Origin of the sequence: Veillonella parvula DSM 2008 (genome assembly GCF_000024945.1) — a bacterium.
Lineage (GTDB): Bacteria > Bacillota > Negativicutes > Veillonellales > Veillonellaceae > Veillonella > Veillonella parvula.
In genome coordinates, this window is sequence record NC_013520.1 from 1,595,756 (window position 1) to 1,618,031 (window position 22,276).

Here is a 22,276-nt window from a genome sequence, read left to right on the forward strand (position 1 = left end):
AATATAAGTATTAATTTCGATTACTACTGACAAATATTTCGTACACTCAATACGAAATATCGTTTTTTCATTCTTTTATTTTATCATATTTCATTCGGTATGGGGCTTATTAATATATGATTTCATAAGTAATCAGCTAATGCGTATCTCTAAAATATATAGCCTAAATTAATATAGGAATCTTATTGATATCACCAATTTTTTACCCTCTAAAGTACTAATATGTGGTACAATAAAAATTATTTACTATACTATAGAATATAACTAGAACCTAAGGAGGTCTTATATAGGCATGACACAAGACAACTTAATGATTATTATCGCCTTTGCCTTATATCTAGGACTCATGATGTATATCGGGGTCTACTATTATCGTAAATCGAACAGCATTGGTGATTACATCCTCGGTGGCCGACAATTAGGACCATGGATTACAGCACTTAGTGCGGAAGCATCAGATATGAGTGGTTGGATGCTCATGGGTGTGCCGGGCCTAGCGTATACTACGGGGATTTCTGGTGTGTGGATTGCCGTAGGCCTCACATTAGGCACATGGGCCAACTGGAAATTCGTTTCTAGACGCCTGCGCAACCATACCGAGGTAGCCAGTGACAGTTTGACCTTACCGGATTATTTAAAGAATCGTTTCCACGATCAGTCTCATTCGGTAGCTGTCATTTCCGCCTTATTTATCTTGATTTTCTTCTTGATTTATACATCATCAGGATTCGTGGCAGGGGGCAAATTGTTCAATACGATCTTCGGTCTTGATTACACCGTATCCCTCTTTATCACAGCTGGTATCGTCGTATTCTATACCTTCCTTGGCGGATTCCTCGCCGTATCTTGGACAGACTGTATTCAAGGCGCATTAATGTTCTTTGCCATCTTGGCAGTACCAATTACAGCAGCCATGTACATGGGTGGCCTTATAGAAACATTCCAGCTCATCCAACATGAGTTCCCACAAGGACTTAGCTTGTTTGGTAATCCGTCTGATTGGTTTACTTGGGCTATCGGCCTAATTTCTTCTCTTGGTTGGGGTCTTGGCTACTTTGGTCAACCTCACATCCTAGTTAGATTCATGGCTATCTCTGATGCGAAAGAACTTAAGAAATCTACGAACATCGCCATGGTATGGGTTATCTTATCTCTTATGGCAGCTATTGCTGTAGGTCTCATCGGTCATGTTTACATGCTGCCAGATAAGTTAGTAGGCACTGATGCGGAAACAATATTCCTCATCATGACAGAACGCCTCTTTACTCCATTTGTAGCTGGGCTTATCTGGTCCGCCGTATTGGCAGCCATCATGAGTACCGCATCTGCTCAATTATTAGTAACAGCTTCTGCTATTTCTAATGACTTCTATGCTAATATCATCCATCCAAAAGCAAGCGATAAAGAGCTTGTATTAGTAAGCCGTATCGTAGTACTTCTAGTGGCATTGATTGCCATTTATATGGCTATGGATCCAGACAGCTATATCTTGACGATGGTAGCCTATGCATGGGCAGGCTTCGGCGCGGCCTTCGGTCCGGCAATCTTATTCTCCCTATTCTGGAAGCGTATGACTCGTCACGGATGTATCGCTGGTATTGTTGTAGGTGGTTTGACAGTACTCTTTTGGAAACAATTTGGATTCCTTGGCCTATACGAAATTGTACCAGGTTTCATCCTCTCTTCTATCGCAATCTATATTGTGAGCCTCATGGGTAAATTGCCTCCACGTCCGGTTCTAAAAGACTATAGAGAAGCAGAAAAAATGCATATTCTATAAGAAAACATAAAAAAGCTAGTTGATTCACCGATCAACTAGCTTTTATTTATGAATATTGGTGTAAACCTTCCTCAATTGCGGCTTTTACTTCTGTCACTAAAGAAGCTGGAGTAAGCACCTTTACACTTTGCATATATTGGAGCGCCCAATATTTAAAGGCGTCATGATTAACACGTACACGACATACAACATTATCAGCTGTTATATTTGTAAACTCTACATTGCCATCGAACCAATCTAAAATTTGATTTACGATGGAACGTCTAGCTTTAAACGTAACAGTAATAGATTCACCACCGAACATATAAATATGTTCCTTTACGTATTGTGACACATTAAAGGTGCGTTGTTGTTGATATCCCTTTATCTCCCGCAAAGGTTTTCTACGTTCATTTAGCACCGTAATATGTGCAATTCGATCAACGCGTAATGTAGACATGTCATCATAATTTTCGTGATTTCCTACCAAGTAATAATGTCCTCGATTCATTACTAGTTGGAATGGATTAAATACATACTTCCGTTCCTTATGATCTGGCCCAAGATTAATATGTAATCGCTTATCCACATCTGGTTGGCAATAGGCCAATGAAATTTTTCTACCCTTTTGTATTGCTTCTTCTATGAGATCAATATTAAGAAATAAATCTTGGCTTCTATGAAGGTACCCCGTATTACTTTCAATATCAATACCATGAGGCTTAAAATAGGAGCTACCCAATTTTGCAACACGCCCGATTAAATCTTTACGTTGAGATGCAGTAATATGGCGAGATGCCAATATACCATCAATCAATAATCGCAATTCAGAATCTTCAAAGGTATGAATCATATAGAAATCAGTACGTCGAATGGTGCCATCTGCTCCCACAGCAGACTCTTCACATTGAATACTAAAATCTCCAGATTCATATAAATCATTTAAATGACGGCCTAAGGTTTTCCGATCGACGGATACCTCGTACCGTTCGGCTAATATACTGCGAATCTCCTCTTGAGATAACGTATGATTAGCATCTGTTTCGTCTTTCAGGATTTCCAGTATGTATACTAGAACAGCCTTTTTAGATGCCATAAAAGACTCCTTTTACAAATAATACAATTAATACAACTTTATCAACTAATACAATTTATAGAATCATCCACAACACATCGGATGATATTTACAAAATACCCAAACACATTATACCATACTTTCATGAACGGTTCATTTTTTCCTCATTAAAATTATCGATTTACTATACTTTTTCAGCAATATAAAATAACTAAAAGTAATAAATATAAAATAAAAGTAAATTTAATTATATTAAATAAAACCCGTTAACACTTAATACATATAAATATTATAAGTGTAACGGGTTTTTATTTTAACTATGAAATCAGAATGAATATAATACAACTTCATAGCAATACAATCAAATAACGAGCTCTATCAATTAGGAAATACTCCCTGTTTTCTTACTTCTAATAAAGCCCAATTGTTCCATACGCGTTGTTAATTCATTATAAAAAGCTTCAGCCATGGCATTTTGATGCTTTGTAGATTGAGTCTGATCTGCACTAAAGAGAGCATCTTTAATTTTTTTAATTACCGTAGATTTCGCTTTTGGTTTGTTCAACAACTCCATAAATAACAGATCTTCTTCAGAGATATCGCCAATAGCATCATTGAACATATTTGCTCCATACATATATTCACTACCACCATTCACAATAGCTTTTACAAAGTTTGTAAAACGGGCAGGTATATAAGATAAGCCCTCCATATATTCTTCTTTTACAGGGAATGTTTTATAGAAGCGAATACCACCGCGTACCATATGCTCTACTACAGCTCGATATAAACTACATACAGCAGGTTCTAATTCATCATCAGATACATGAGCTGCCTCATGGGCTGCTTTCAAAATAGCTAGTGCCTCAATCATATTGAACGTACCACCATCTTTGATAAGCGCTTGGAACGTCTCTCTTACGAGCTCATTTTCAAACATTTCCAATGCTTCCTCATCAAAGAGAATTTGGAAAACAAAGCTATTTACAATAGTACGTACAGGAATTGTATTCACTTCAGCCGGATTCGCAATAGCATAGTTGATATCTTTTGCAGCGCTAGCTTTACAAATAATAGACTTGCGGAATGTTGTATCTAGTATAAAATCTAAATATTGTTCTTGATCCGCTTGGCTATTAGGAGCCAGTTGTTCAAGTTTAGCTGCTATACTTTCATCATAGGTACGAACCATAGATAGTGTAAGGTCTGCATCGCATACATAAGCAAGATTATGCGCTTTCAAGTGGTCATTGAATTGATAAAAATAGCATGGATCATTATGAGGTTCTAAATGGTCATGACCTACATAATAGTCATCCTTTTGCATAACAGAGCGCAATGCACCAAGGAATTTACTATTTCGTTCTTTAAGATTATCATAGTTAAGAATTTGAGCACCTACAAGACTGCCTACAGTCTTCCCGCGCAACACCTTTTCCTTATGGGTCAACTTATGTTGGCCACGATTAGCAAACAGCATGAGCTGACGTACTTCTTCCATGGTATGCCAACCTGGATACGTATTGTAAGACACATAGGCAATACCATTATCCGCCAAATGATTAGAAATAATATTGAGCAGCTTATCCTTCATTTCATCATTGATCCAAGAGTAGAATCCATGTGCAATAATATAATCGAAGGTCCCCATAGATTCCTCAAAATTCAAGATGTTCCCTTGTATCAAGGATACATTGTCTAGTTTGGCATCACTGATGATTTGATTGCCTTTCTCTACTTGGTCTTGTGAAAGCTCAATGCCTACAAAGGTCGCCTCTCGGTTATATACGGCTTGAGAAATAATATTACCACCATAAGTAGCACCTAGTTCAAGAACACGAGCTGTCTTCGCAGGTGGAGTATTTAGCCCTACAAGAGCACCATATGCTTCTAAATAGGCCGGCGTTGTAAAAGGAAATGGATAGGATTTATATCCTAACTCTTTATATATCGTTTGTTGCGTATCTTCTGTTGTCATTTGTGTATTATCCTTAGCCATATGTACCTCTATATTTAATATTAGAATTATCCCAAATATGTATTGCTAAAATTATGCATGGTTTCCTTATCATTATACCAAATTCCTAGTATATTACCTATGTTTTAAGCAGTTAATACGTAAATAATACAATAGCAACTAGCACTATAAACTGATTTATGGAAGATACTTAATATGATATTTAGAAAAACTAAATTTACATACAAAAGAGGCACCCTCGAAAGGGTGCCTCATATAGTTTTCAGTCGTTAAATAACGAATTATTTTACGTCTTCAAAACCTTTTTGTAAACGAACATAGCTTAAGCGACGTTCTTTAGCATCTTGTTCAGTTTTAGCGAACAATTCTTCTGCAACGTCTGGAGCTGCTTTAGCCAAGGAAGCGTAACGTACTTCACCTTTAAGGAAGTCTTGGAAGCTTTCAGTTGGTTCTTTGGAATCCAAGGAGAATGGATTTTTACCTTCTTCTTTAAGTTGAGGGTTGTATCTGTAAAGATCCCAGTAACCAGCTGCAACAGCTTTACGTTGTTCTTCTTGAGCTTTACCCATACCAGCTTTGATACCATGGTTGATACATGGGCTGTAAGCGATAATCAAGGATGGACCTGGATATGCTTCAGCTTCTGCAACAGCTTTCATCAATTGGTTTTTATCTGCACCCATAGCTACTTGTGCTACGTATACATAACCATAAGACATAGCCATCATGCCAAGGTCTTTCTTCTTAGTACGTTTACCAGAAGCTGCGAATTGTGCAACTGCTGCTACATTAGTGGATTTGGAAGCTTGACCACCAGTGTTGGAATATACTTCTGTATCGAATACGAAGATGTTGATGTCTTCGCCAGAAGCTAATACATGGTCAACACCGCCGAAGCCGATATCGTATGCCCAACCGTCACCACCGAAGATCCAGTGGGAACGTTTGATTAAGAATTGTTTTTTCTCAAGAATTTCTTTCAATTCAGGAGTTGTAGCGCCTTCAGCTTCGATAGCTGCCACTAGACGTTCGGAACGTTGGCGAGTAGCTGCACCAAGGTTAGCGAATTCAATCCATTGTTCCAAAGCTTCTTTCAATTCGCCAGTAGCAGTTTCAACTGCTTTAGAAGCCAATTCTACTAATTGTTGGCGGATTTTCTTAACGCCGATGTACATACCATAACCATACTCAGCATTATCTTCGAACAAGGAGTTTGCCCAAGAAGGACCATGACCTTGTTGGTTAGTTGTGTATGGAGATGCAGGCATGGACGCACCCCAGATAGAGGAACAACCAGTTGCATTGGCAATCATCATACGGTCACCGAACAATTGAGTTAACAATTTAGCATAAGGAGTTTCACCACAACCTGCGCAAGCACCGGAGAATTCGAACAATGGTTGTTCAAATTGGGAACCTTTAACAGTTTCCTTCTTCATAGGATTTTCTTTTACAGGAAGGTTAACACCATAGTTCCAAGCTTCAGCTTGTTCGATTTCAGTATCGATGGATGTCATCACGATAGCTTTACCCTTAGGCGCTGGACAAATATCAACACAGTTACCGCAACCCAAGCAATCTAGTGGGGATACAGCAATACGGAATTGAAGATCTTTAGCACCCAATGCAGGGATTGTATCGAAATGTTCTGGAGCTGCAGCCACTTCTGCTTCAGTTGCCAAAATTGGGCGAATTGTAGCATGTGGACATACGAAGGAACATTGGTTACATTGAATACAGTTTTCAGGCAACCATTTTGGAACGAACAATGCAGGACCACGTTTTTCGAATTTAGCAGTACCAGCAGGTAATGTACCATCTTCATAGCCAGAGAATGTGGATACAGGAAGATCATAACCAGCTTGTGCATTGATTGGTTGTGCAATATTTTGAACGAAAGATGGGCAAGATTCGCAACCAGGTTTAGCCGCATGATTGCCATTATCAACAGCGTCTTTCCAGCTAGCAGGAACATCTACTTTTACCAAAGCGCCAACGCCTTGATCGATAGCGGCATTGTTCATGTCAACGATATTTTGACCTTTTTTACCGTAAGAAGTTACTACGGATTCTTTAAGGTATTTAACAGCATCATCTACCGGGATGATTTCAGTCAATTTGAAGAATGCAGCTTGCGTTACCATGTTGATACGACCGCCCAAACCGATTTCGGAAGCGATTTTCGCAGCATTGATGATGTAGAAGTTCAATTCTTTTTCTGCGATTTGACGACGTAATTTAGCAGGTAAATGTTCATCCAATTCTTCAGGAGACCAAGTACAGTTCAATAAGAATGTACCGCCTTTTTTGATGCCGCGAATCAAGTCGTATTCATGTACATAAGATTGACGGTGACATGCTACGAATTGAGGTTCAGTAATCAAGTAAGGCAAGTTGATTGGGTTTTTACCAAAACGAAGGTGAGACATTGTTACGCCACCAGATTTTTTGGAGTCGTAGTCAAAGTATGCTTGAGCATACATATCAGTGTGGTCACCGATGATTTTGATAGCGGATTTATTCGCACCAACTGTACCGTCAGAACCGAAGCCCCAGAATTTACATTCAGTCAAGCCTGGAGTTTCAACTTCTACGCCTTCAGCACGATCTAAGGACAAGAATGTAACATCATCATTGATACCCAATGTGAAGAATTTCTTGCCATTTTCAGCAGCTAAGTTATCGAATACAGCAACGATATCTGCAGGGATAACGTCTTTGGAGCTCAAACCATAACGACCAGCGATAACTTTTACATTACGGCCACCGTCAACTACAGCTGCTTGTACGTCTAAGAACAATGGTTCAGCCAAAGCACCTGGTTCTTTAGTACGGTCAAGAACTGCAATGCGTTCTACAGTTTTAGGAAGAGCTTTCAACAAACGATCTGTTGCGAATGGGCGGAACAAATGAACGTTGATAAAACCAACTTTGCGGCCCAATTTGTTGAGGTAATCAACAGTGGATTCTACAACTTGAGCGGAAGAGCCCATAGTTACAACAACGTCAGTAGCATCAGGAGCACCATGGTAGTTGAACAATTGGTAGTTAGTACCTGCCAATTTGTTAACTTCGTTCATGTAGTGTTCTACAACGTCAGGAACGTTCAAGTAGAATTTGTTGGATGCTTCACGATGTTGGAAGTAAACGTCAGGGTTTTCAGCAGTACCACGAGTTACAGGAGCATCTGGATTCAAAGCATTTTTACGGAAAGCTTTAACAGCATCCATGTCAACCAATGGTTTTAAATCTTCATAGTCCCAGATTTGAATTTTTTGAATTTCGTGGGATGTACGGAAACCGTCAAAGAAGTTGATGAAAGGTACGCGAGTTTTAATAGCTGTCAAGTGAGCTACAGCGGACAAGTCCATTACTTCTTGTACAGAGGATTCAGCTAACATAGCACAGCCAGCTGCACGAGCAGCCATTACGTCTTGGTGGTCACCAAAGATAGCCAAAGCATGTGCAGCCAATGCACGAGCAGCTACTTGGAATACACCTGGAAGTAATTCGCCTGCTACTTTATATAAGTTAGGAAGCATCAATAACAAACCTTGGGAAGATGTGAAAGTTGTTGTTAATGCACCAGCTTGTAAAGAACCGTGGGTTGCAGCAGCAGCACCTGCTTCAGATTGCATTTCTACAACTTGAACAGTGTTGCCGAAGATGTTTTTTCGACCAGATGCAGCCCATTCATCAATGTGTTCTGGCATTGGAGAAGATGGAGTGATTGGATAAATCGCAGCAACTTCTGTAAAACCATAAGAAACGTGAGCAGCCGCTTGGTTGCCGTCCATAGTTTTAAATTTACGACTCATGTGATTATTGCCTCCTTAAGCATTTAGCAAAAATAGAACACTTGCTTAATCTATCATTATGTTTAGGAATAACAACCATTACAAACTTGCGCACATGAAAAAATAATGCAATAATATATATGTTATATATAATATGGCATTATGTGTGAGCATACTTTTTTGTGATGGGCACAACCATAATTCCTAATATCATAACTTGATATAGCCCTATATGCTAATTATAACGTGCTGGGCCCTATCAACGCAACACATACAGTGACTGTCGCTTTGCCAATATTGCTATCCATGCTTTACATAAAGTAATAGCTAATTGCATTACAGTAATAACTATTCTCATTTAGTTAGGTCACGTCCTATAACCAAGTTTTATTTTTAGGGGGTTAATTATGGATTTTCATCATTTGAAATACTTCGTTGAAGTAGCTGATCAAAAAAGCTTTAGTAAGGCTGCAAGGAATTTACACATCTCCCAATCTGCAATCAGCCGTACAATTAAAGCTTTAGAAGACGAACTTGGTGTTGTTCTCTTCATGCGTAATGCTAAATCTGTAGAACTTACTGATGGGGGTACCATCTTCTTAACCCACGCTAAACGCGTTGTGTTTATGTTTGAACATCTAAAAACTGATTTTGAAAACGAGTTTCGTTTGGAACAAGGTTCCATCAGAATTGGTATTCCACCAATTACTGATGCTCCCATTTTTGCCCAGTTATTAGGTGAATTTAAAAAAGTATATCCACAAATCGAATTGGAACTCTACGAACAAGGTTCTAAAAAGGTTGAGATCAGCGTTCAGGAAGGTTTAATCGATATTGGCATCATCTGTACTAAACCAAACCCTAAAGAATTTGAATCTTTCTACCTTACAAGTGACCCACTATCCGTTATCATTCCTAAATCTAGCCCTTTGGCAAAAGAAAAAGAAATTCGCTTAGAAATGCTAGCTGATGAATCCTTTGTATTGCATAAAGACGATTTCAACTTACATGATGAAATCATCAAAGCTTGTAAACACACCGGCTTCCAACCGCATATCGTGTTTGAAACGAGCCAACGTGATCTCATGTTACAAACAGTTAGTGCAAACCTTGCTATTGCATTATTACCATCTCGCCTCTGCCCTGAGGTAGGTGAAAATACGGAGGTTGGTTCTAAGGTTGTCGTAAGACCTCTCGTACCTGAAATTATTCATACCCTTTATGTAATTTGGAAAAAGGGTCATTACCTCTCCCACGCTTCTCGCTTGTGGTTAGACTTCGTAAACTCCAAATTACCATTACCTGGATTACAACTCGAGGATCGTCAATAATGAACAAACCATCTGGGCTCGCATGTAAATTGCGAGCCCTTTTGAAAGCTAAAGAAGCGCCCATGTGGGGCGTTATCATTGTGCTGGTTATCGTTATCATATTCCAGCAAATACAAATCTCTGAATTACAATGGCGTGTCGATGAAGACCACGATGGCTCTACCATCGACAGTGTAGCAGGTCGTCTTTACATTCTTGAAGGGATGGCTAATAAACATAGCGACCAACTAGACGAAATCCTAAAAGATATTCGTCAGCTACAAAATGACGGTGCCAAGTACGACTGGGAACTAAAACAATTACAATGGTTGCATCCAGAACTCAAAGTACAACCACCAGAGGCAAACCCACACCCATTCAAATCCACAGATCTAAACCTCGATATGAATCCTGGGAAAGTGCCTGATGTAACAAAATAAAATCAATAAAGAAATCAGGAATAAATAAAAGCACCTTATATACCTACAAAAGTCATCACAAATGACTCTTCTCATAGGATATAAGGTGCTTTTATCATTATTCTATTATAAATTTAATTGCTAGTTTTCCCATACGTCTCTGCAATGACAAGTTACTTCTACTTGCGATACGCTTCTAATTTATATGCATATTCACTTAAAAGATCCTTTGAATAGATTTTTTCATTTTTTGAATCTCTAACTTCTTTCCAAATAATAGATGCTACTTTTAATTTATTCGAATAATTGCCACTACATTCGTCTGCACAAAAATCCTTAAAAAATTGATTCCATTGACAAGCCGAATTGTCATACTTTGCATAATCTGATTCACCATAATATACTTTCAGCAAATCTCCAATGGTAAAGCTAATATTTTTTTCACTTTTTACTTTTCTCCAAGCAGTAGCCATATCAGCATTAAATTTAAATCGTGAAACACCTATTAAATCAGAAAAATATTCTCTAAACTTCGTATTAAAAGAAAAATTACATTCAAGTAATGGTGTATCTAAAGTAATATTTTCCACTTGTTTTTTTCTATTTTTTATTGATGATTTTTTAATTAAATTGCCTTTAAAGTACTGCTCAATAATATGATTGAGTTCTTGTTTTATTCCCCTATATTCTAATCCTAATGATTTACATATTTGTGAAAGTTCATCACGATACCAATAATATTTTTTAAATTCATCAAATGATGTAATTTCATCAAACTTAGGTCTACACTCTTTCAATATTCTGTCTCCTCAAGTTTAAATAATACTATTTTGTAAATTGTAACATAAAATTGAATAGTACCCAAAATCACACCATTGAAGCATTCGTTAAATATTTTCCTATGAAGTTATCTATAATATAACTCTACTTAATCCTCTTTATGCTCCATAGATTTTGGAAGTGTCAAAATTAATAGACCAGCAAGGAACATACAAGCCCCCATTACATAGTAGCCATAAGCAAAGCTACCTGTGTGACCATTGATGAATCCAAGCATATAAGGACCTACCCAGCCCCCCATGTTACCTGAAGAGTTAATGAGTCCCATCGCCCCCGCTGCAGCAGCGCCAGATAAGAAGGTTGTTGGCATGGTCCACCATACACCCATACCACCGTAAACACCTACTGCAGTTAAGCATATAAAGAATAAGCTAACTTCTGGAGACAGACTGTGTGGTGTTGCTAAGAAACCAATAGTACCAATGAACAATGTAGTAGCAACGTGCCAACGTTTTTCATTGCGCTTTTCAGAAGAGTAACCACAGTATATTTGTACAAGTAAGGCTGCTGTCATTGGAATAGCAATAGACCACGCTACCACACTTGGTGGCCATCCAGATAAGCTTTTAAGAACTTGAGGCATCCAAAAACTAAAGCCCCAGAAACCAATAACCCACAAGAAATAGATTAACGCTAGGCGCAATACTTTTGGGTCTTTCAACGCTTGCCAAGTAGTATATTTCTTTACCGCTTGCTTTTGTTGCTCTTCTTTTTCAAGCTCGGCTTTAATATATACCTTTTCTACATCAGTTACCCAAGATGCATGTTCAGGACGCTCTTTCATCCAGAATGCGAAAATGAACGCAAAGATCACAGCAGGAATAGCTTCAACGATAAAGAGTGTACGCCAACCATGTAGACCAAAGAACGTTGTATCCAATAAAATACCTGCCAATGGCCCACCAATGATGTTAGAGAACAATAAAGACGTCAACATCAAAGAGATCGCCTTCGCACGCTCCTTTGGCAAGAACCAATTTGGAATAAGTAATGAATAAATTACAGGATATAAAGAAGCCTCACATAGACCAAGTAAAAATCGATAAACATAAAATTCCAACTCAGTGGTCATCGTCGTCATAAGAATACATACGAGACCCCAACTAAACATGATACGCGCCACCCAATGCATAGCATTACAACGAGCTGCAATTAAAGATGCAGGCACTTCAAACAAAACATAACCAATAAAGAAAATGCCTGCCCCCATACCAAATACTTCTGGCGTCAACCACGGTAAATTCTCCTTCATAGTCAAGCCTGCATAAGCAATATTAACACGATCTAAGAAGGCAATAATAGAAACAATAAACAATGGTAAGACTACGTGAAGCATACGACGTTTCGTAAAATCTTTGAAATTGATGTCCCCACTTTGAGGCTCTAGTGTAGATGAGTTCATATAATTCCTTTCTGCTTATTAAAATATTACATACTTTACCATCTTAAAAGAACAAACGTCCTCTGTCAATGGAACTATATAAAATATAGAAATATCAAATAGGAATAGTGAAATCAAAATAATAGCATATAAAAATAGAAAAGGTATATTCGCTAGAAATGACTATATAAAATAAAAAAGCACTTTATAGTATAAATCTGTCTCTATTATAAGATAACAAAATACTATAAAGTGCTTTCATATTAATTAGTACTAACAGGATCATAATCAGCAGGCACAGGAGCGACGATACTCACAAAGATGACATCTTCTGTTCCAGTATTTTTTGCACCATGACATTCACCCTTTTTAGATACTATAACTTGCCCCTTTGTAAAAGGCACCTCCGTATCCGGCGTTGGATAAAATACCCCCTTGCCTTGCAATATAACCCATATATCATCAGAGTTATGATGGTAATGCTTTGGTAAGGTTTGACCAGCTTTAATAACCCATATTGAGCCACCTGTGGAATCAGTTTGATAAAATGGTGTCTTAACAGCTTTCTCCAAACTTTCAACTTTCACGAGTTCCATATCAAAAACACGTTGATCACTCATAATGCTCACACCTTTCATTGATTAACAACTAGCGAGTGCCCGATTCATATTCTCCCATATTAATATCTAGAACCTCTCGAACCGGGTGACTTAGAGAATCCTCATATTGTACTTTCCACTGAATATCCTGATTCATCTCGCCATTTTGTAACCCCGCAATGGTTCCCCCATCACCTATTATATTATCATGTTCGAAAATATAATTCAACACATTATAAGCATGAAATACTACATGATTAGGATCTACACCGTGAAAGTGATACTGTAAATCAGGTAAAAATAATGTACTCATACCCACAGAATCTACCATCATATCATTGGTACCTTGAATACTAAAATAACGTACATTTACAGCATAATAAATAAAACGAGTTACCGCTTTATCTGAATGATTTTCAATCGATTCACGACTTAAGAACTTACGAGATGGACCAAATACAACAGCTTTACAAGATGGATATAGCTCCAACAGTGCATCTACATATTTCACTAGCATATCGGCCCGTTCTTTAGCCTCTAAACCAGAGGCTAACATATCCGTAGCAAACACCCTGTATTGACACTCTGTCAACAACTCATCCACATTGGGACAATCCCACACCTGACTACGTTCAAAATCATCTAATACAGGCTTATCGATTTTCTCACAATCCGTCACCATTAACGTCGGTGAAATATCTGCATCAGTATCCTCGTAATGCACCTTATAATTCTGAGGAGCAAAACCAGCAGACTCACGACGGTGATCAAAACAATCAACAGGTCCTAGATGCTTCGTAAATATCTCTATCATTGTATCCCGATCAGGCATATCACACTGCTTCGGCATTAATAACTCAACGAAAAAAATACCACCTGGTCGGACTGAAGTATCTGTTAAATCTTGTTTAAAAACTTGGCTCATATGCGCTCTCCTAATTTTTAACTATTATTCTGATGAGTGTATTAATTTATACCATTTTACAATACCTTCAGGAATTAAATAATTTTCACTTTCCATCTTAGCCTTTACCCATCGGTATAAGTCATTTGGAGTAATAATATGAATCAAATCACTTTGAACGTTTGATTTATTTACTATACCTTCTGATGTAAATAGATATACTTCTTTTTTTCGCTTTTGGTCATCTACCAAATCAACATAATTATTAAAATCTAAGGGAACACTCCCTTTTTTTACCTGAGGATATGCAAGCATCCCATTTTCTGGATTTACTAATACACATTCATATAGCTCAGTTGCAATTTTATTCGTAGATGGGATTGTCACATAACCTTTACGATCATATAAATATAGACAAACTAAATCTTCACAATCATTTGGTGATAAACAATCATAAAACAATTGTTGTAAAAATTCTTCATTTGACTTCTCTAATACCAAAGGTTTTCCCCAAAATGCATATTCAGCATATTCAAACATATAGTCTTTATTTATGCGTTGTATAGTTCGACCGCGAATAAAAGCTGTTGCTACTGCTCCTGGCACCTGACTTTCATCACCAATCCGTTCCCACTTAATTCCTGTAATTTGATTAGCTGCATCAAAATCTAATGCATCCTTGTCACAATTATAAGTAAAATTAGAATCTTCGTTCACACGTCCTAGATAATAAATACCATTATCGCGCATCCAAATATAGTCACCCTTTTCGACTTCACTCAACATATCAACAGCGACTAAACGTTTTTTTTGATTCATCCCATATAAACCATACGTTCTAATAACATCATAATACTGATCTATATTTTCTATTTGATTACGTTTTTCTTGTATTTCAATTATAGCCTCAGGATTATAGTGCTTTATATGGTCATCCTTAATACTCCATCCTAAAGCGGCAACATCATTATCTAAACAATACTTTGAAATTTTTTCTCCACTACTACTATCTGTTCTTGTTTGTAATCTCCATACAGACCCCATTGTGTCAACCTCCAAATTAAATAATACAAACTTCATACAATAAATACATTACCTTTTAATTTATAGTATACAGGATGATATTCAGTACTACAAATCGCCATCCATCGTTTTACAAACTTCTCAAAATCAATGTTAAAATTACAATTTAATAGAATTTGCATAGAGTTTTGTAATAGATATACTCGTTCAATTTCTAATCTATCTATCAAAGAATTTCTTATAAGTTCACCCTTAACAACTTGTTTAAATCTTGCATATAAATAATCAATACACTGATTTTTATATCCAAGTTTATAATTGCTAGCCACAAATAAACTACGATATGATAATTCACTCGGAAGAAAAGATTCCCATTCTAGTATTTCATGTCCATCTTCAACCATTCTAATATACATATCATTAATATCAATATAATCTCGAGTCCAACATTCAACCATTAGGTAAATATTTAATTCTTGCTCCATTAAGTCATCTATATAAAAGTCCTTTAATCCATCTATATCAAATTCTACATTAGCCCTATATTGATACATAAATATCCCCCTGATATATAATCACATTCTTTTATATAGATATTATAACTTTATGAATGTCCAAATTTTCACTCATGTCATCATATTTAATATGTAAAGATCTCTCTATCCTCCCTACGGCTCTACACTTCATAAAAATGCAAAACCCTCTCCATAAGTCCGAGAACTATGGAGAGGGTCTTTATATTATCTAATCAGCATAGGATGATGAACCGATGGCGAAACTGTTACAGATTCCCCCGGGCTCTCAGCACTACTCAATTATAGAGGTTTGCGAACCACGTCAAGGATGGAACCATCGCGGTATTCTACGATTGCCACGATATCTTCGTCTTTGTCAGACACAGGAATGTCTACTGGTTTACCTACTAAGTCGAATGCTAATTGTTGTAATTCTTCAATTGTGTAGATAGGCAAGTTGCTATCTTTGAAGCGTTCAATCAAATCAGTGCGAGCTGGGTTGATGGCGATACCGTATTCAGTAACGAGAACGTCAACGGAAGAGCCTGGTGTAATTACAGTTGCTACTTTGTCACGGATCATTGGCAAACGACCGCGGATCAATGGGCAAGTAATAACTGTACATTTAGCACCTGCTGCTGTATCGGAGTGACCGCCAGAAGCGCCCATCAATACACCGTTAGAGTCAGTCATTACGTTTACGTTGAAATCAAGGTCGATTTCAGTAGCACCAAGGAATACTACGTCTAGGTAGTTTGTAGTGCAGTCAGTCCATGGGTTAGCGTACATGGAAGCGGACATTTCGATATGTGCAGGGTTTTTATCCAAAGATGCAGCTGCAGTAGTATCGAATGTTTGAGTATCGTAAATAGCACGAATCAAGCCTTCTTCAAGCATACCGGTCAAGATACCAGTAGCGCCACCAATAGCAAATCCACCTACTTCACCGCGTTTGCGAAGTTTTTCAGCGATGAATTTCGCTACAGTCAATGGAGCACCACCAGCGCCCAATTGGAATACGAAACCGTCTTTGATGATGCCAGCTTGGTCAAGGAATTCACCAGCTAGTTCAGCAATTTTGATTTGGATAGGGTTTTTAGTGAAACCTACTGCACCAGAAGCGATACCTTCTGGATCACCAATGCTTTCAACCTCAACAACATAATCTACGTCAGTTTGAGGAATTGCATAGTTGTGTACATAGTCAACTAAGTTATCAGTGATGATAACAGTTGTGTCTGCATAGTGGGAGTCAACTTTAGCATAGCCAAGAGCACCACATGCGGATTTACCCATACGACCAGTAGCATTGCCACGTGGGTCAGCTGTAGGAGCACCCATAAAAGCTACGTCGATATGAACTTCACCAGATTCGATAGCACGAGCACGACCACCATGAGAACGAATCACTACAGGGCGTTTCAATACTCCTGGGTTTTGAGTTAAGAATTTACCAAGACGATCGCGCAAGCCAGATGTTTCAATAGCTGTTACAGTGCCGTCTTGAATCATTTCTACCAAGAACTCATGGCATGGGGACAAGGAAGAAGACGCGATAGTAATGTCTTTAATCCCTTTTGCTTGTACGCGTTCCATAACCATTTTCATTACATAGTCGCCATTGCGCAAATGATGATGGAAGGACAATGTCATACCATCTTTTACGCCAGCTTTTTCGATTGCTTCATCGATAGAAGCAAGTACTTTATTTGTACCAACACGGCTCATGTGTACAGGTTTACCTGCGCGATGAGCTTTAGGTTCGATTGCGAATTCACCTTGATATACTTCGCGACCTTCTAGTGCTGGGATATTTGTTGGGATATCGCGACCTACTTTATTTAACATCGTATTCTGCTCCTTCCTCTAATTCAACTTTAATGCCTGCTGCACGCGCTTTATCAACTACGCGTTGTGCACGAACTACGATAGGACCATCGATCATTTTACCATCTACGGAGATTACGCCTTTATTGTTGCGCAATGCATCTGCATAGCTGTTCAATACCTTAACGGAATGAGCGATTTCTTTTTCGTCAGGAGTGAATACTTCGTGGATAATTTTGATTTGGCTTGGGTGGATACAAGATTTGCCATCATACCCCAAAGCTTTAATAAATTCAACTTCTTCGCGGAAGCCTTGAGGGTCTTTCACATCGGAGAATACAGTATCGATTACGCGGATACCTGCTTCGCGTGCTGCATGAAGGATTGTTTGACGAGCGAACAACAATTCAACAGCTGGTTTATGTTTACCTGTGCGAAGGTCTGCACGATAGTCTTCAGCGCCAAGAGCGATAGCAACTACGCGAGGGCCGTGGCAGATTTCACGAACATTGTATAAGCCACGAACGGATTCGATAGCTACGATAATATTGATTGTACCTTCTGGCCAGCCGTTAGCTTTTTCTACTTCTTCAATTTTCTTCGCTACGATTTCAACTTCAGAAACATCTTCAGTTTTAGGTAAACGAATCATATCAGGTTTAGCTGGAACGATGACATCAAGATCGTCATAGCCATAAGGAGTTTGTGTAGGATGGTTGATACGAACAACTGTTTCTGCACGGAATTTACGGGATTTCAATGCTTCTGCAGTTAAAAGACGAGCTGTGTCTTTTTCTGTAATTGGCACGGAATCTTCGATATCGATCATGATGGAGTCAGCACCGTGAATATCTGCACTGTTAATCATTTTAGGTGTATTACCTGGTACGAACATCATGGAACGAGACAAACGTTTTTTAGCAGCCTCTGTTAATGGGTTTGTTTTAACTTCTGGGAATGTTTTATCGTTAGCCATTATGCTTTGCTCCCCCTTTCCAATGCACCTAATACGCGAGCTTTAATTGTGTAATCCCAAGCATTTTTATCTTGTACGATTACTTTTACGCCATCATAACCAGCTTCTTTCACTGTGTTCAAGATAACGGATTTAATTTGGTCGCCGTATTGGCGGATAACTTTGGATGTTAATTCAATTTCGATACCGCTAGCAATCGGTTCAACCGTTACTAATGCATCATTTTTTTCGTCGAAGCCAGCTTGCGCAGCTTTTACTAATTGTGCCATGTTGCATCCTTTCGTTGTGAAACATATATAAAGTTCAAGTCTGTACAGGCTCGTCGCGAGAGCCCAGTACAGACATTGAATACTAACAATTAAATTCTAACACTCCATAGTGAAAGCTTCATATTACATGAAACCAGTGATTTTCCACCAAGGGATACCGATTACGTAGTTCAATACTAAACATACTAAAGCGGAAATCAAACCAACTGTCCACCAATCTTTTACGTTGTTGTAACCAGCGGAGAAGATGATTGGACCAGGAGCAGCACCGTAGTGAGTTACGGAACCACCATAGGAGTTTGTGCCGATCAAGATGAAAGCAAGTAATGTAGGATCCACGCCTGCGTTAACACCTAAAATCAAGAATACTGGAAGCATCGCGGAGATGTATGCAGTACCAGATGCGAAGAAGTAACGAACCGCAACGGAAACAATGGAGATAAGGATAAGCATCATGAATGGATCTAAACCGAAGTTCATGTGAGTTTCTAAGTATTTAGCCAACCATTCGAAGAATTTACCTTTAGTCAATGCAGAGGATAAGCCCAAGATACCACCAAACCAAATCAATGTGTTCCAAGCAGCTTTAGTTTTGAGCAAATCATCCCAAGTAATAATACCAAATACGAATGTAGCAAGCATCGCTACGATAGCAACTGCTGTTGCATTAAGAGTAACATCAAAAGTAGGAAGAATCCAGCCTACGATTGCAAGAAGTGCGATAGCGATAAGACCTTTTTCGGACGCTTTCATAGGTCCTAATTCCGCCAAACCGTCAGCAGCAATTTTCTTGTTGTCGATGTCTTTTACACTTGGACGTTCATACATGTAGCCAATAAGTGGGATAAGCATTAACATGATGAAACCAGGTACGAACATAGCTAATGCCCATTGAGCCCAGTTTAAAGTTACACCAGTCAATTTAGTAATGAAGTCTAAAGCCAATAAGTTTGGCGCCATTGCTGTCGCAAAGAAGAAGGATGTTACTTTAGTTGCAAAGTAACCATTCTGTAATAGGTAAGCACCTGCTTTTTTAGCAGTCTCACCTGGGTAAGAACCAACTGCTTCAGCGATGGACAAGTTGATTGGATATACGATACCTGCCGCACGAGCTGTGTTGGATGGTGTTGCAGGAGATAAGATCATATCAAGGAATGCAGTTACATAACCAAGACGAAGTGTTGTACTACCAAAAGCGCGAACCAAGTAGTACGCAATGCGGTGACCAAGGCCAGTTTTACCGAATGCAACGGATAAAGCGAAGGCTGCGAAGATCAACCACAATGCTGTATTACTGTAACCAACCAATACGTCTTTTGTATTGTTCAATAAAACAGAAGATGTAGCAACACCTAATAATACTGTAATAGGAACTGGGAATGGTTTTAATACCAATCCCACGATAGTAGCTAAATAAATACCAAATAATTTCCATACTTCTGGTTTGAGGCCTTCAGGTGTGCCACCGAACCACATAAATGCGACGATGGCAACCATAAGGCCAATGCGCCATAATTTGTCTTTCATGTGTGTCTTTCCCTTTCTTAACTAACTTAGGCATACATAAAATCATCTAGTCTTTAACAACATAACCGCTCGCGACGTCGATTACATTGATTAAGTCTACCCTCATTATAAATGTTTAAAAGTAATATGAAAAATAGATTACCTTTATAGGGGTTATAAAAACTTTTATATCTACTAATCATACTTTTTATGCATTTTAAGCATAGAATTATAGTCCCAAATGAAAAAAATGCATGTATACCTCCCCAAAGGGGATATACATGCACTTACATGGTACTATATTGCTCTTAATCTATATTATGAGTTATTATATCGAAAAAGTCCAATACTGAAACAGCATGGATAAACAGTTAGAAAATCTCATAGATATACTCTATTATAATACATCCTATGCTTTATATTCTCTAAATATACTGTCATCCACCACGGTATGTTCTTTGTAGTAATTGCGAACATATTCGATAAATGTTTTTACCACAACCAAGTTTTCCGCATCTTTTGTGTACACCATATTAGTATCACGGGTGATATATTCACCATTTTTGCTACGCAATGGACTCACATAGATATCTTTATCCTTACAGGATCCAAGTCCCATATAGGTCAAGATAGACCAACCAAGGCCAGCACGAACAAAATGGCGACAAGTACTCATAGAGTTTACATCCATCGCCACACTTGGAGGCTCATCAAAATGTTCTGCACACCAAGTTTCGATAATATTTGCCACCGATGCATCTGTTTGATAATTAATGAATGGTACTTTTACCAAGGATTCAGGTGGCACTAATTCTTTATATACTAAACAATATGGTTCTGCTAGTAACAATTCAGACTTGCCAGACACGTCATAACCACCACGAGCAAAGGCGACCATACAGTCACCGGTATTAAACATCTTTACAACTTGATGACTGAAAGCAGTCTTCACTTGAATGTGAACATCAGGATATTGTTCCCGGAAAGATCTCAATAAAGCCGGTAGTTCATAGTCTGCAAAGTTAATAGATGACGCGATTTTCAAGGTCCCTTGAATCTTGCCAGAAGCGGAATTCATAGCATTCTCCAAAGCCTCTTGTTCTTGCATCATTCGCTTGCAGTAATCATAAAAAATTTCGCCTTGTGCCGTGAGGGCAATCCCTTCAGCAGTCCGCAACAACAGAGAATGGCCCAAGGCTTTTTCTATATGACGCAACCGATAGCTCAATGCTGGTTGCGATAAAAATAATTTTTCTGCAGCCCTTGTAATATTGCCTTCATCCACAACAGTAACAAAGGTTTGCCATTCTCTATCGTCCATACAAACTCCTTTGTTATCGCTTATTACCAAAGATGCGTAATAAGGATAAGAATAAGTTAATGAAATCTAAATAAAGGCTCAAAGCACCAGTGATTTCAATGCGGTCTAAAATTGTTTCATCCTCCATGAGCGCCACTTGTGTCACATTATTTTTAATGCGGTTCACATCGATAGCTGTAAAGATAGAGAATACTACAACACCTACATAACCTAGAACTAAACTAACAGTATCACTAAAGCCACTGAGTACAGTCCAGTTAAAGAAGCGGGCCCCCATCATCACCAAGGATACGATGATCATGCCGAACAATGCCGCCATCACATATGGTGTAAGGGATGATAAATTACGCTTAGTTGTAGCCCCTACCACTGCAAAGCCAATGAAGAAAGCAAGAGTACCTATTAACGCCGGAATAACAACATCAAACACATTGTATCGCAAGGATACCAAGGTCAATGTGAGGCCATTCAAAGCACTATAGAGGAAGAACATACCACGTAACGTCATTACATTAGCAGAATATGCACGAGCACTAAAAAGAAATACCACACCAAGCTCTACTAATAAAATAATATTAAAGTTTTGATACGCAAAGCGTAACCAATTTGGATTCACTAATGCAGCAAAGCCAACACCAATAGTTGTAAGTAAGCCTACAACCATCCACAAGAAAGAGCCTTTTAATCGTTGGGATACGATACTTTCAACCTGTGCAACCTCAGCTGCAGTAGGTCCTGTTACATTATATGGATTCATACTATCCCTCCTTATTTAAT

18 protein-coding genes are annotated in these 22,276 nt (G+C 38.3%); 3 read left to right on the forward strand and 15 right to left on the reverse strand.

The window, feature by feature from the left end; all coding sequences use genetic code 11:
* The first annotated feature begins 292 nt into the window (after nt 1–292).
* The gene (putP, locus tag VPAR_RS07050; protein WP_012864706.1) at nt 293–1,780 is read left to right on the forward strand and encodes a sodium/proline symporter PutP; all 1,488 of its coding nucleotides are present in this window, start codon (nt 293–295) and stop codon (nt 1,778–1,780) included.
* Nucleotides 1,781–1,826: 46 nt separating this feature from the next.
* Here the strand turns inward: putP and VPAR_RS07055 are convergent, their stop codons facing one another.
* The 3 genes from VPAR_RS07055 to nifJ all read right to left on the reverse strand — a co-directional run bounded on the left by VPAR_RS07055 (nt 1,827) and on the right by nifJ (nt 8,630).
* On the reverse strand, nt 1,827–2,855 hold the full coding sequence (locus VPAR_RS07055) for a helix-turn-helix transcriptional regulator (protein WP_012864707.1): 1,029 nt from the start codon (nt 2,853–2,855) through the stop codon (nt 1,827–1,829).
* Nucleotides 2,856–3,216: 361 nt separating this feature from the next.
* Nucleotides 3,217–4,833 (reverse strand): methyltransferase regulatory domain-containing protein, encoded by a 1,617-nt coding sequence (locus tag VPAR_RS07060; RefSeq protein ID WP_012864708.1) that lies wholly within the window; start codon nt 4,831–4,833, stop codon nt 3,217–3,219.
* Nucleotides 4,834–5,093: 260 nt separating this feature from the next.
* On the reverse strand, nt 5,094–8,630 hold the full coding sequence (gene nifJ, locus VPAR_RS07065) for a pyruvate:ferredoxin (flavodoxin) oxidoreductase (protein WP_012864709.1): 3,537 nt from the start codon (nt 8,628–8,630) through the stop codon (nt 5,094–5,096).
* 386 nt (nt 8,631–9,016) lie between these two features.
* Here nifJ and VPAR_RS07070 point away from each other — a divergent pair, with 386 nt between their 5' ends.
* Both VPAR_RS07070 and VPAR_RS07075 read left to right on the forward strand, forming a co-directional pair.
* Nucleotides 9,017–9,940 carry a LysR family transcriptional regulator gene (locus VPAR_RS07070; RefSeq protein ID WP_008602616.1) on the forward strand — a complete coding sequence of 308 codons (924 nt, stop codon included), beginning with the start codon at nt 9,017–9,019 and terminating at the stop codon, nt 9,938–9,940.
* Nucleotides 9,940–10,359 (forward strand): hypothetical protein, encoded by a 420-nt coding sequence (locus VPAR_RS07075; protein ID WP_012864710.1) that lies wholly within the window; start codon nt 9,940–9,942, stop codon nt 10,357–10,359. Before VPAR_RS07070 ends, VPAR_RS07075 begins: the two co-directional genes overlap by 1 nt.
* Nucleotides 10,360–10,517: 158 nt before the next feature.
* Here VPAR_RS07075 and VPAR_RS07080 read toward each other — a convergent pair whose 3' ends face one another.
* From VPAR_RS07080 to VPAR_RS07135, 12 genes are all read right to left on the reverse strand, one after another.
* The gene (locus VPAR_RS07080) at nt 10,518–11,135 is read right to left on the reverse strand and encodes an SAP domain-containing protein (RefSeq protein ID WP_012864711.1); all 618 of its coding nucleotides are present in this window, start codon (nt 11,133–11,135) and stop codon (nt 10,518–10,520) included.
* Nucleotides 11,136–11,266: 131 nt separating this feature from the next.
* The gene (locus tag VPAR_RS07085) at nt 11,267–12,580 is read right to left on the reverse strand and encodes an MFS transporter (protein WP_012864712.1); all 1,314 of its coding nucleotides are present in this window, start codon (nt 12,578–12,580) and stop codon (nt 11,267–11,269) included.
* Between the two features lie 242 nt (nt 12,581–12,822).
* On the reverse strand, nt 12,823–13,179 hold the full coding sequence (locus tag VPAR_RS07090) for a cupin domain-containing protein (protein WP_012864713.1): 357 nt from the start codon (nt 13,177–13,179) through the stop codon (nt 12,823–12,825).
* Between the two features lie 28 nt (nt 13,180–13,207).
* The gene (locus VPAR_RS07095) at nt 13,208–14,083 is read right to left on the reverse strand and encodes a DUF4261 domain-containing protein (protein WP_012864714.1); all 876 of its coding nucleotides are present in this window, start codon (nt 14,081–14,083) and stop codon (nt 13,208–13,210) included.
* 24 nt (nt 14,084–14,107) lie between these two features.
* Nucleotides 14,108–15,142 (reverse strand): hypothetical protein, encoded by a 1,035-nt coding sequence (locus tag VPAR_RS07100; protein WP_148207745.1) that lies wholly within the window; start codon nt 15,140–15,142, stop codon nt 14,108–14,110.
* A complete protein-coding gene (locus tag VPAR_RS07105; protein ID WP_012864716.1) occupies nt 15,139–15,639 on the reverse strand; it encodes a hypothetical protein in 501 nt (166 codons plus the stop codon). Before VPAR_RS07105 ends, VPAR_RS07100 begins: the two co-directional genes overlap by 4 nt.
* A gap of 261 nt (nt 15,640–15,900) precedes the next feature.
* Nucleotides 15,901–17,448, reverse strand: a complete 1,548-nt coding sequence (citF, locus tag VPAR_RS07110; RefSeq protein WP_012864717.1) for a citrate lyase subunit alpha — start codon at nt 17,446–17,448, stop codon at nt 15,901–15,903.
* Nucleotides 17,438–18,403: an HpcH/HpaI aldolase/citrate lyase family protein gene (locus VPAR_RS07115; RefSeq protein ID WP_004695279.1), complete on the reverse strand. Its 966-nt coding sequence runs from the start codon at nt 18,401–18,403 to the stop codon at nt 17,438–17,440. Before VPAR_RS07115 ends, citF begins: the two co-directional genes overlap by 11 nt.
* Nucleotides 18,403–18,672, reverse strand: a complete 270-nt coding sequence (gene citD / locus VPAR_RS07120) for a citrate lyase acyl carrier protein (protein ID WP_004696923.1) — start codon at nt 18,670–18,672, stop codon at nt 18,403–18,405. The genes VPAR_RS07115 and citD overlap by 1 nt, the downstream gene beginning before the upstream one ends.
* A gap of 123 nt (nt 18,673–18,795) precedes the next feature.
* Nucleotides 18,796–20,199: a DASS family sodium-coupled anion symporter gene (locus VPAR_RS07125; RefSeq protein WP_012864718.1), complete on the reverse strand. Its 1,404-nt coding sequence runs from the start codon at nt 20,197–20,199 to the stop codon at nt 18,796–18,798.
* 388 nt (nt 20,200–20,587) lie between these two features.
* On the reverse strand, nt 20,588–21,499 hold the full coding sequence (locus VPAR_RS07130) for a LysR family transcriptional regulator (protein WP_012864719.1): 912 nt from the start codon (nt 21,497–21,499) through the stop codon (nt 20,588–20,590).
* Nucleotides 21,500–21,512: 13 nt separating this feature from the next.
* On the reverse strand, nt 21,513–22,256 hold the full coding sequence (locus tag VPAR_RS07135) for a Bax inhibitor-1/YccA family protein (protein ID WP_004695271.1): 744 nt from the start codon (nt 22,254–22,256) through the stop codon (nt 21,513–21,515).
* Nucleotides 22,257–22,276 lie beyond the last annotated feature (20 nt).

Coding starts and splice junctions, on each gene's coding strand:
- VPAR_RS07115 (WP_004695279.1), bottom strand. CDS start 18,403: ATGGCTAACGATAAAACATTCCCAGAAGTTAAAACAAACCCATTAACA.
- VPAR_RS07055 (WP_012864707.1), bottom strand. CDS start 2,855: ATGGCATCTAAAAAGGCTGTTCTAGTATACATACTGGAAATCCTGAAA.
- VPAR_RS07075 (WP_012864710.1), top strand. CDS start 9,940: ATGAACAAACCATCTGGGCTCGCATGTAAATTGCGAGCCCTTTTGAAA.
- VPAR_RS07100 (WP_148207745.1), bottom strand. CDS start 15,142: ATGAAGTTTGTATTATTTAATTTGGAGGTTGACACAATGGGGTCTGTA.
- VPAR_RS07085 (WP_012864712.1), bottom strand. CDS start 12,580: ATGAACTCATCTACACTAGAGCCTCAAAGTGGGGACATCAATTTCAAA.
- VPAR_RS07105 (WP_012864716.1), bottom strand. CDS start 15,639: ATGTATCAATATAGGGCTAATGTAGAATTTGATATAGATGGATTAAAG.
- VPAR_RS07060 (WP_012864708.1), bottom strand. CDS start 4,833: ATGGCTAAGGATAATACACAAATGACAACAGAAGATACGCAACAAACG.
- VPAR_RS07135 (WP_004695271.1), bottom strand. CDS start 22,256: ATGAATCCATATAATGTAACAGGACCTACTGCAGCTGAGGTTGCACAG.
- VPAR_RS07090 (WP_012864713.1), bottom strand. CDS start 13,179: ATGAGTGATCAACGTGTTTTTGATATGGAACTCGTGAAAGTTGAAAGT.
- nifJ (WP_012864709.1), bottom strand. CDS start 8,630: ATGAGTCGTAAATTTAAAACTATGGACGGCAACCAAGCGGCTGCTCAC.
- VPAR_RS07125 (WP_012864718.1), bottom strand. CDS start 20,199: ATGAAAGACAAATTATGGCGCATTGGCCTTATGGTTGCCATCGTCGCA.
- VPAR_RS07095 (WP_012864714.1), bottom strand. CDS start 14,083: ATGAGCCAAGTTTTTAAACAAGATTTAACAGATACTTCAGTCCGACCA.
- citF (WP_012864717.1), bottom strand. CDS start 17,448: ATGTTAAATAAAGTAGGTCGCGATATCCCAACAAATATCCCAGCACTA.
- VPAR_RS07130 (WP_012864719.1), bottom strand. CDS start 21,499: ATGGACGATAGAGAATGGCAAACCTTTGTTACTGTTGTGGATGAAGGC.
- VPAR_RS07070 (WP_008602616.1), top strand. CDS start 9,017: ATGGATTTTCATCATTTGAAATACTTCGTTGAAGTAGCTGATCAAAAA.
- citD (WP_004696923.1), bottom strand. CDS start 18,672: ATGGCACAATTAGTAAAAGCTGCGCAAGCTGGCTTCGACGAAAAAAAT.
- putP (WP_012864706.1), top strand. CDS start 293: ATGACACAAGACAACTTAATGATTATTATCGCCTTTGCCTTATATCTA.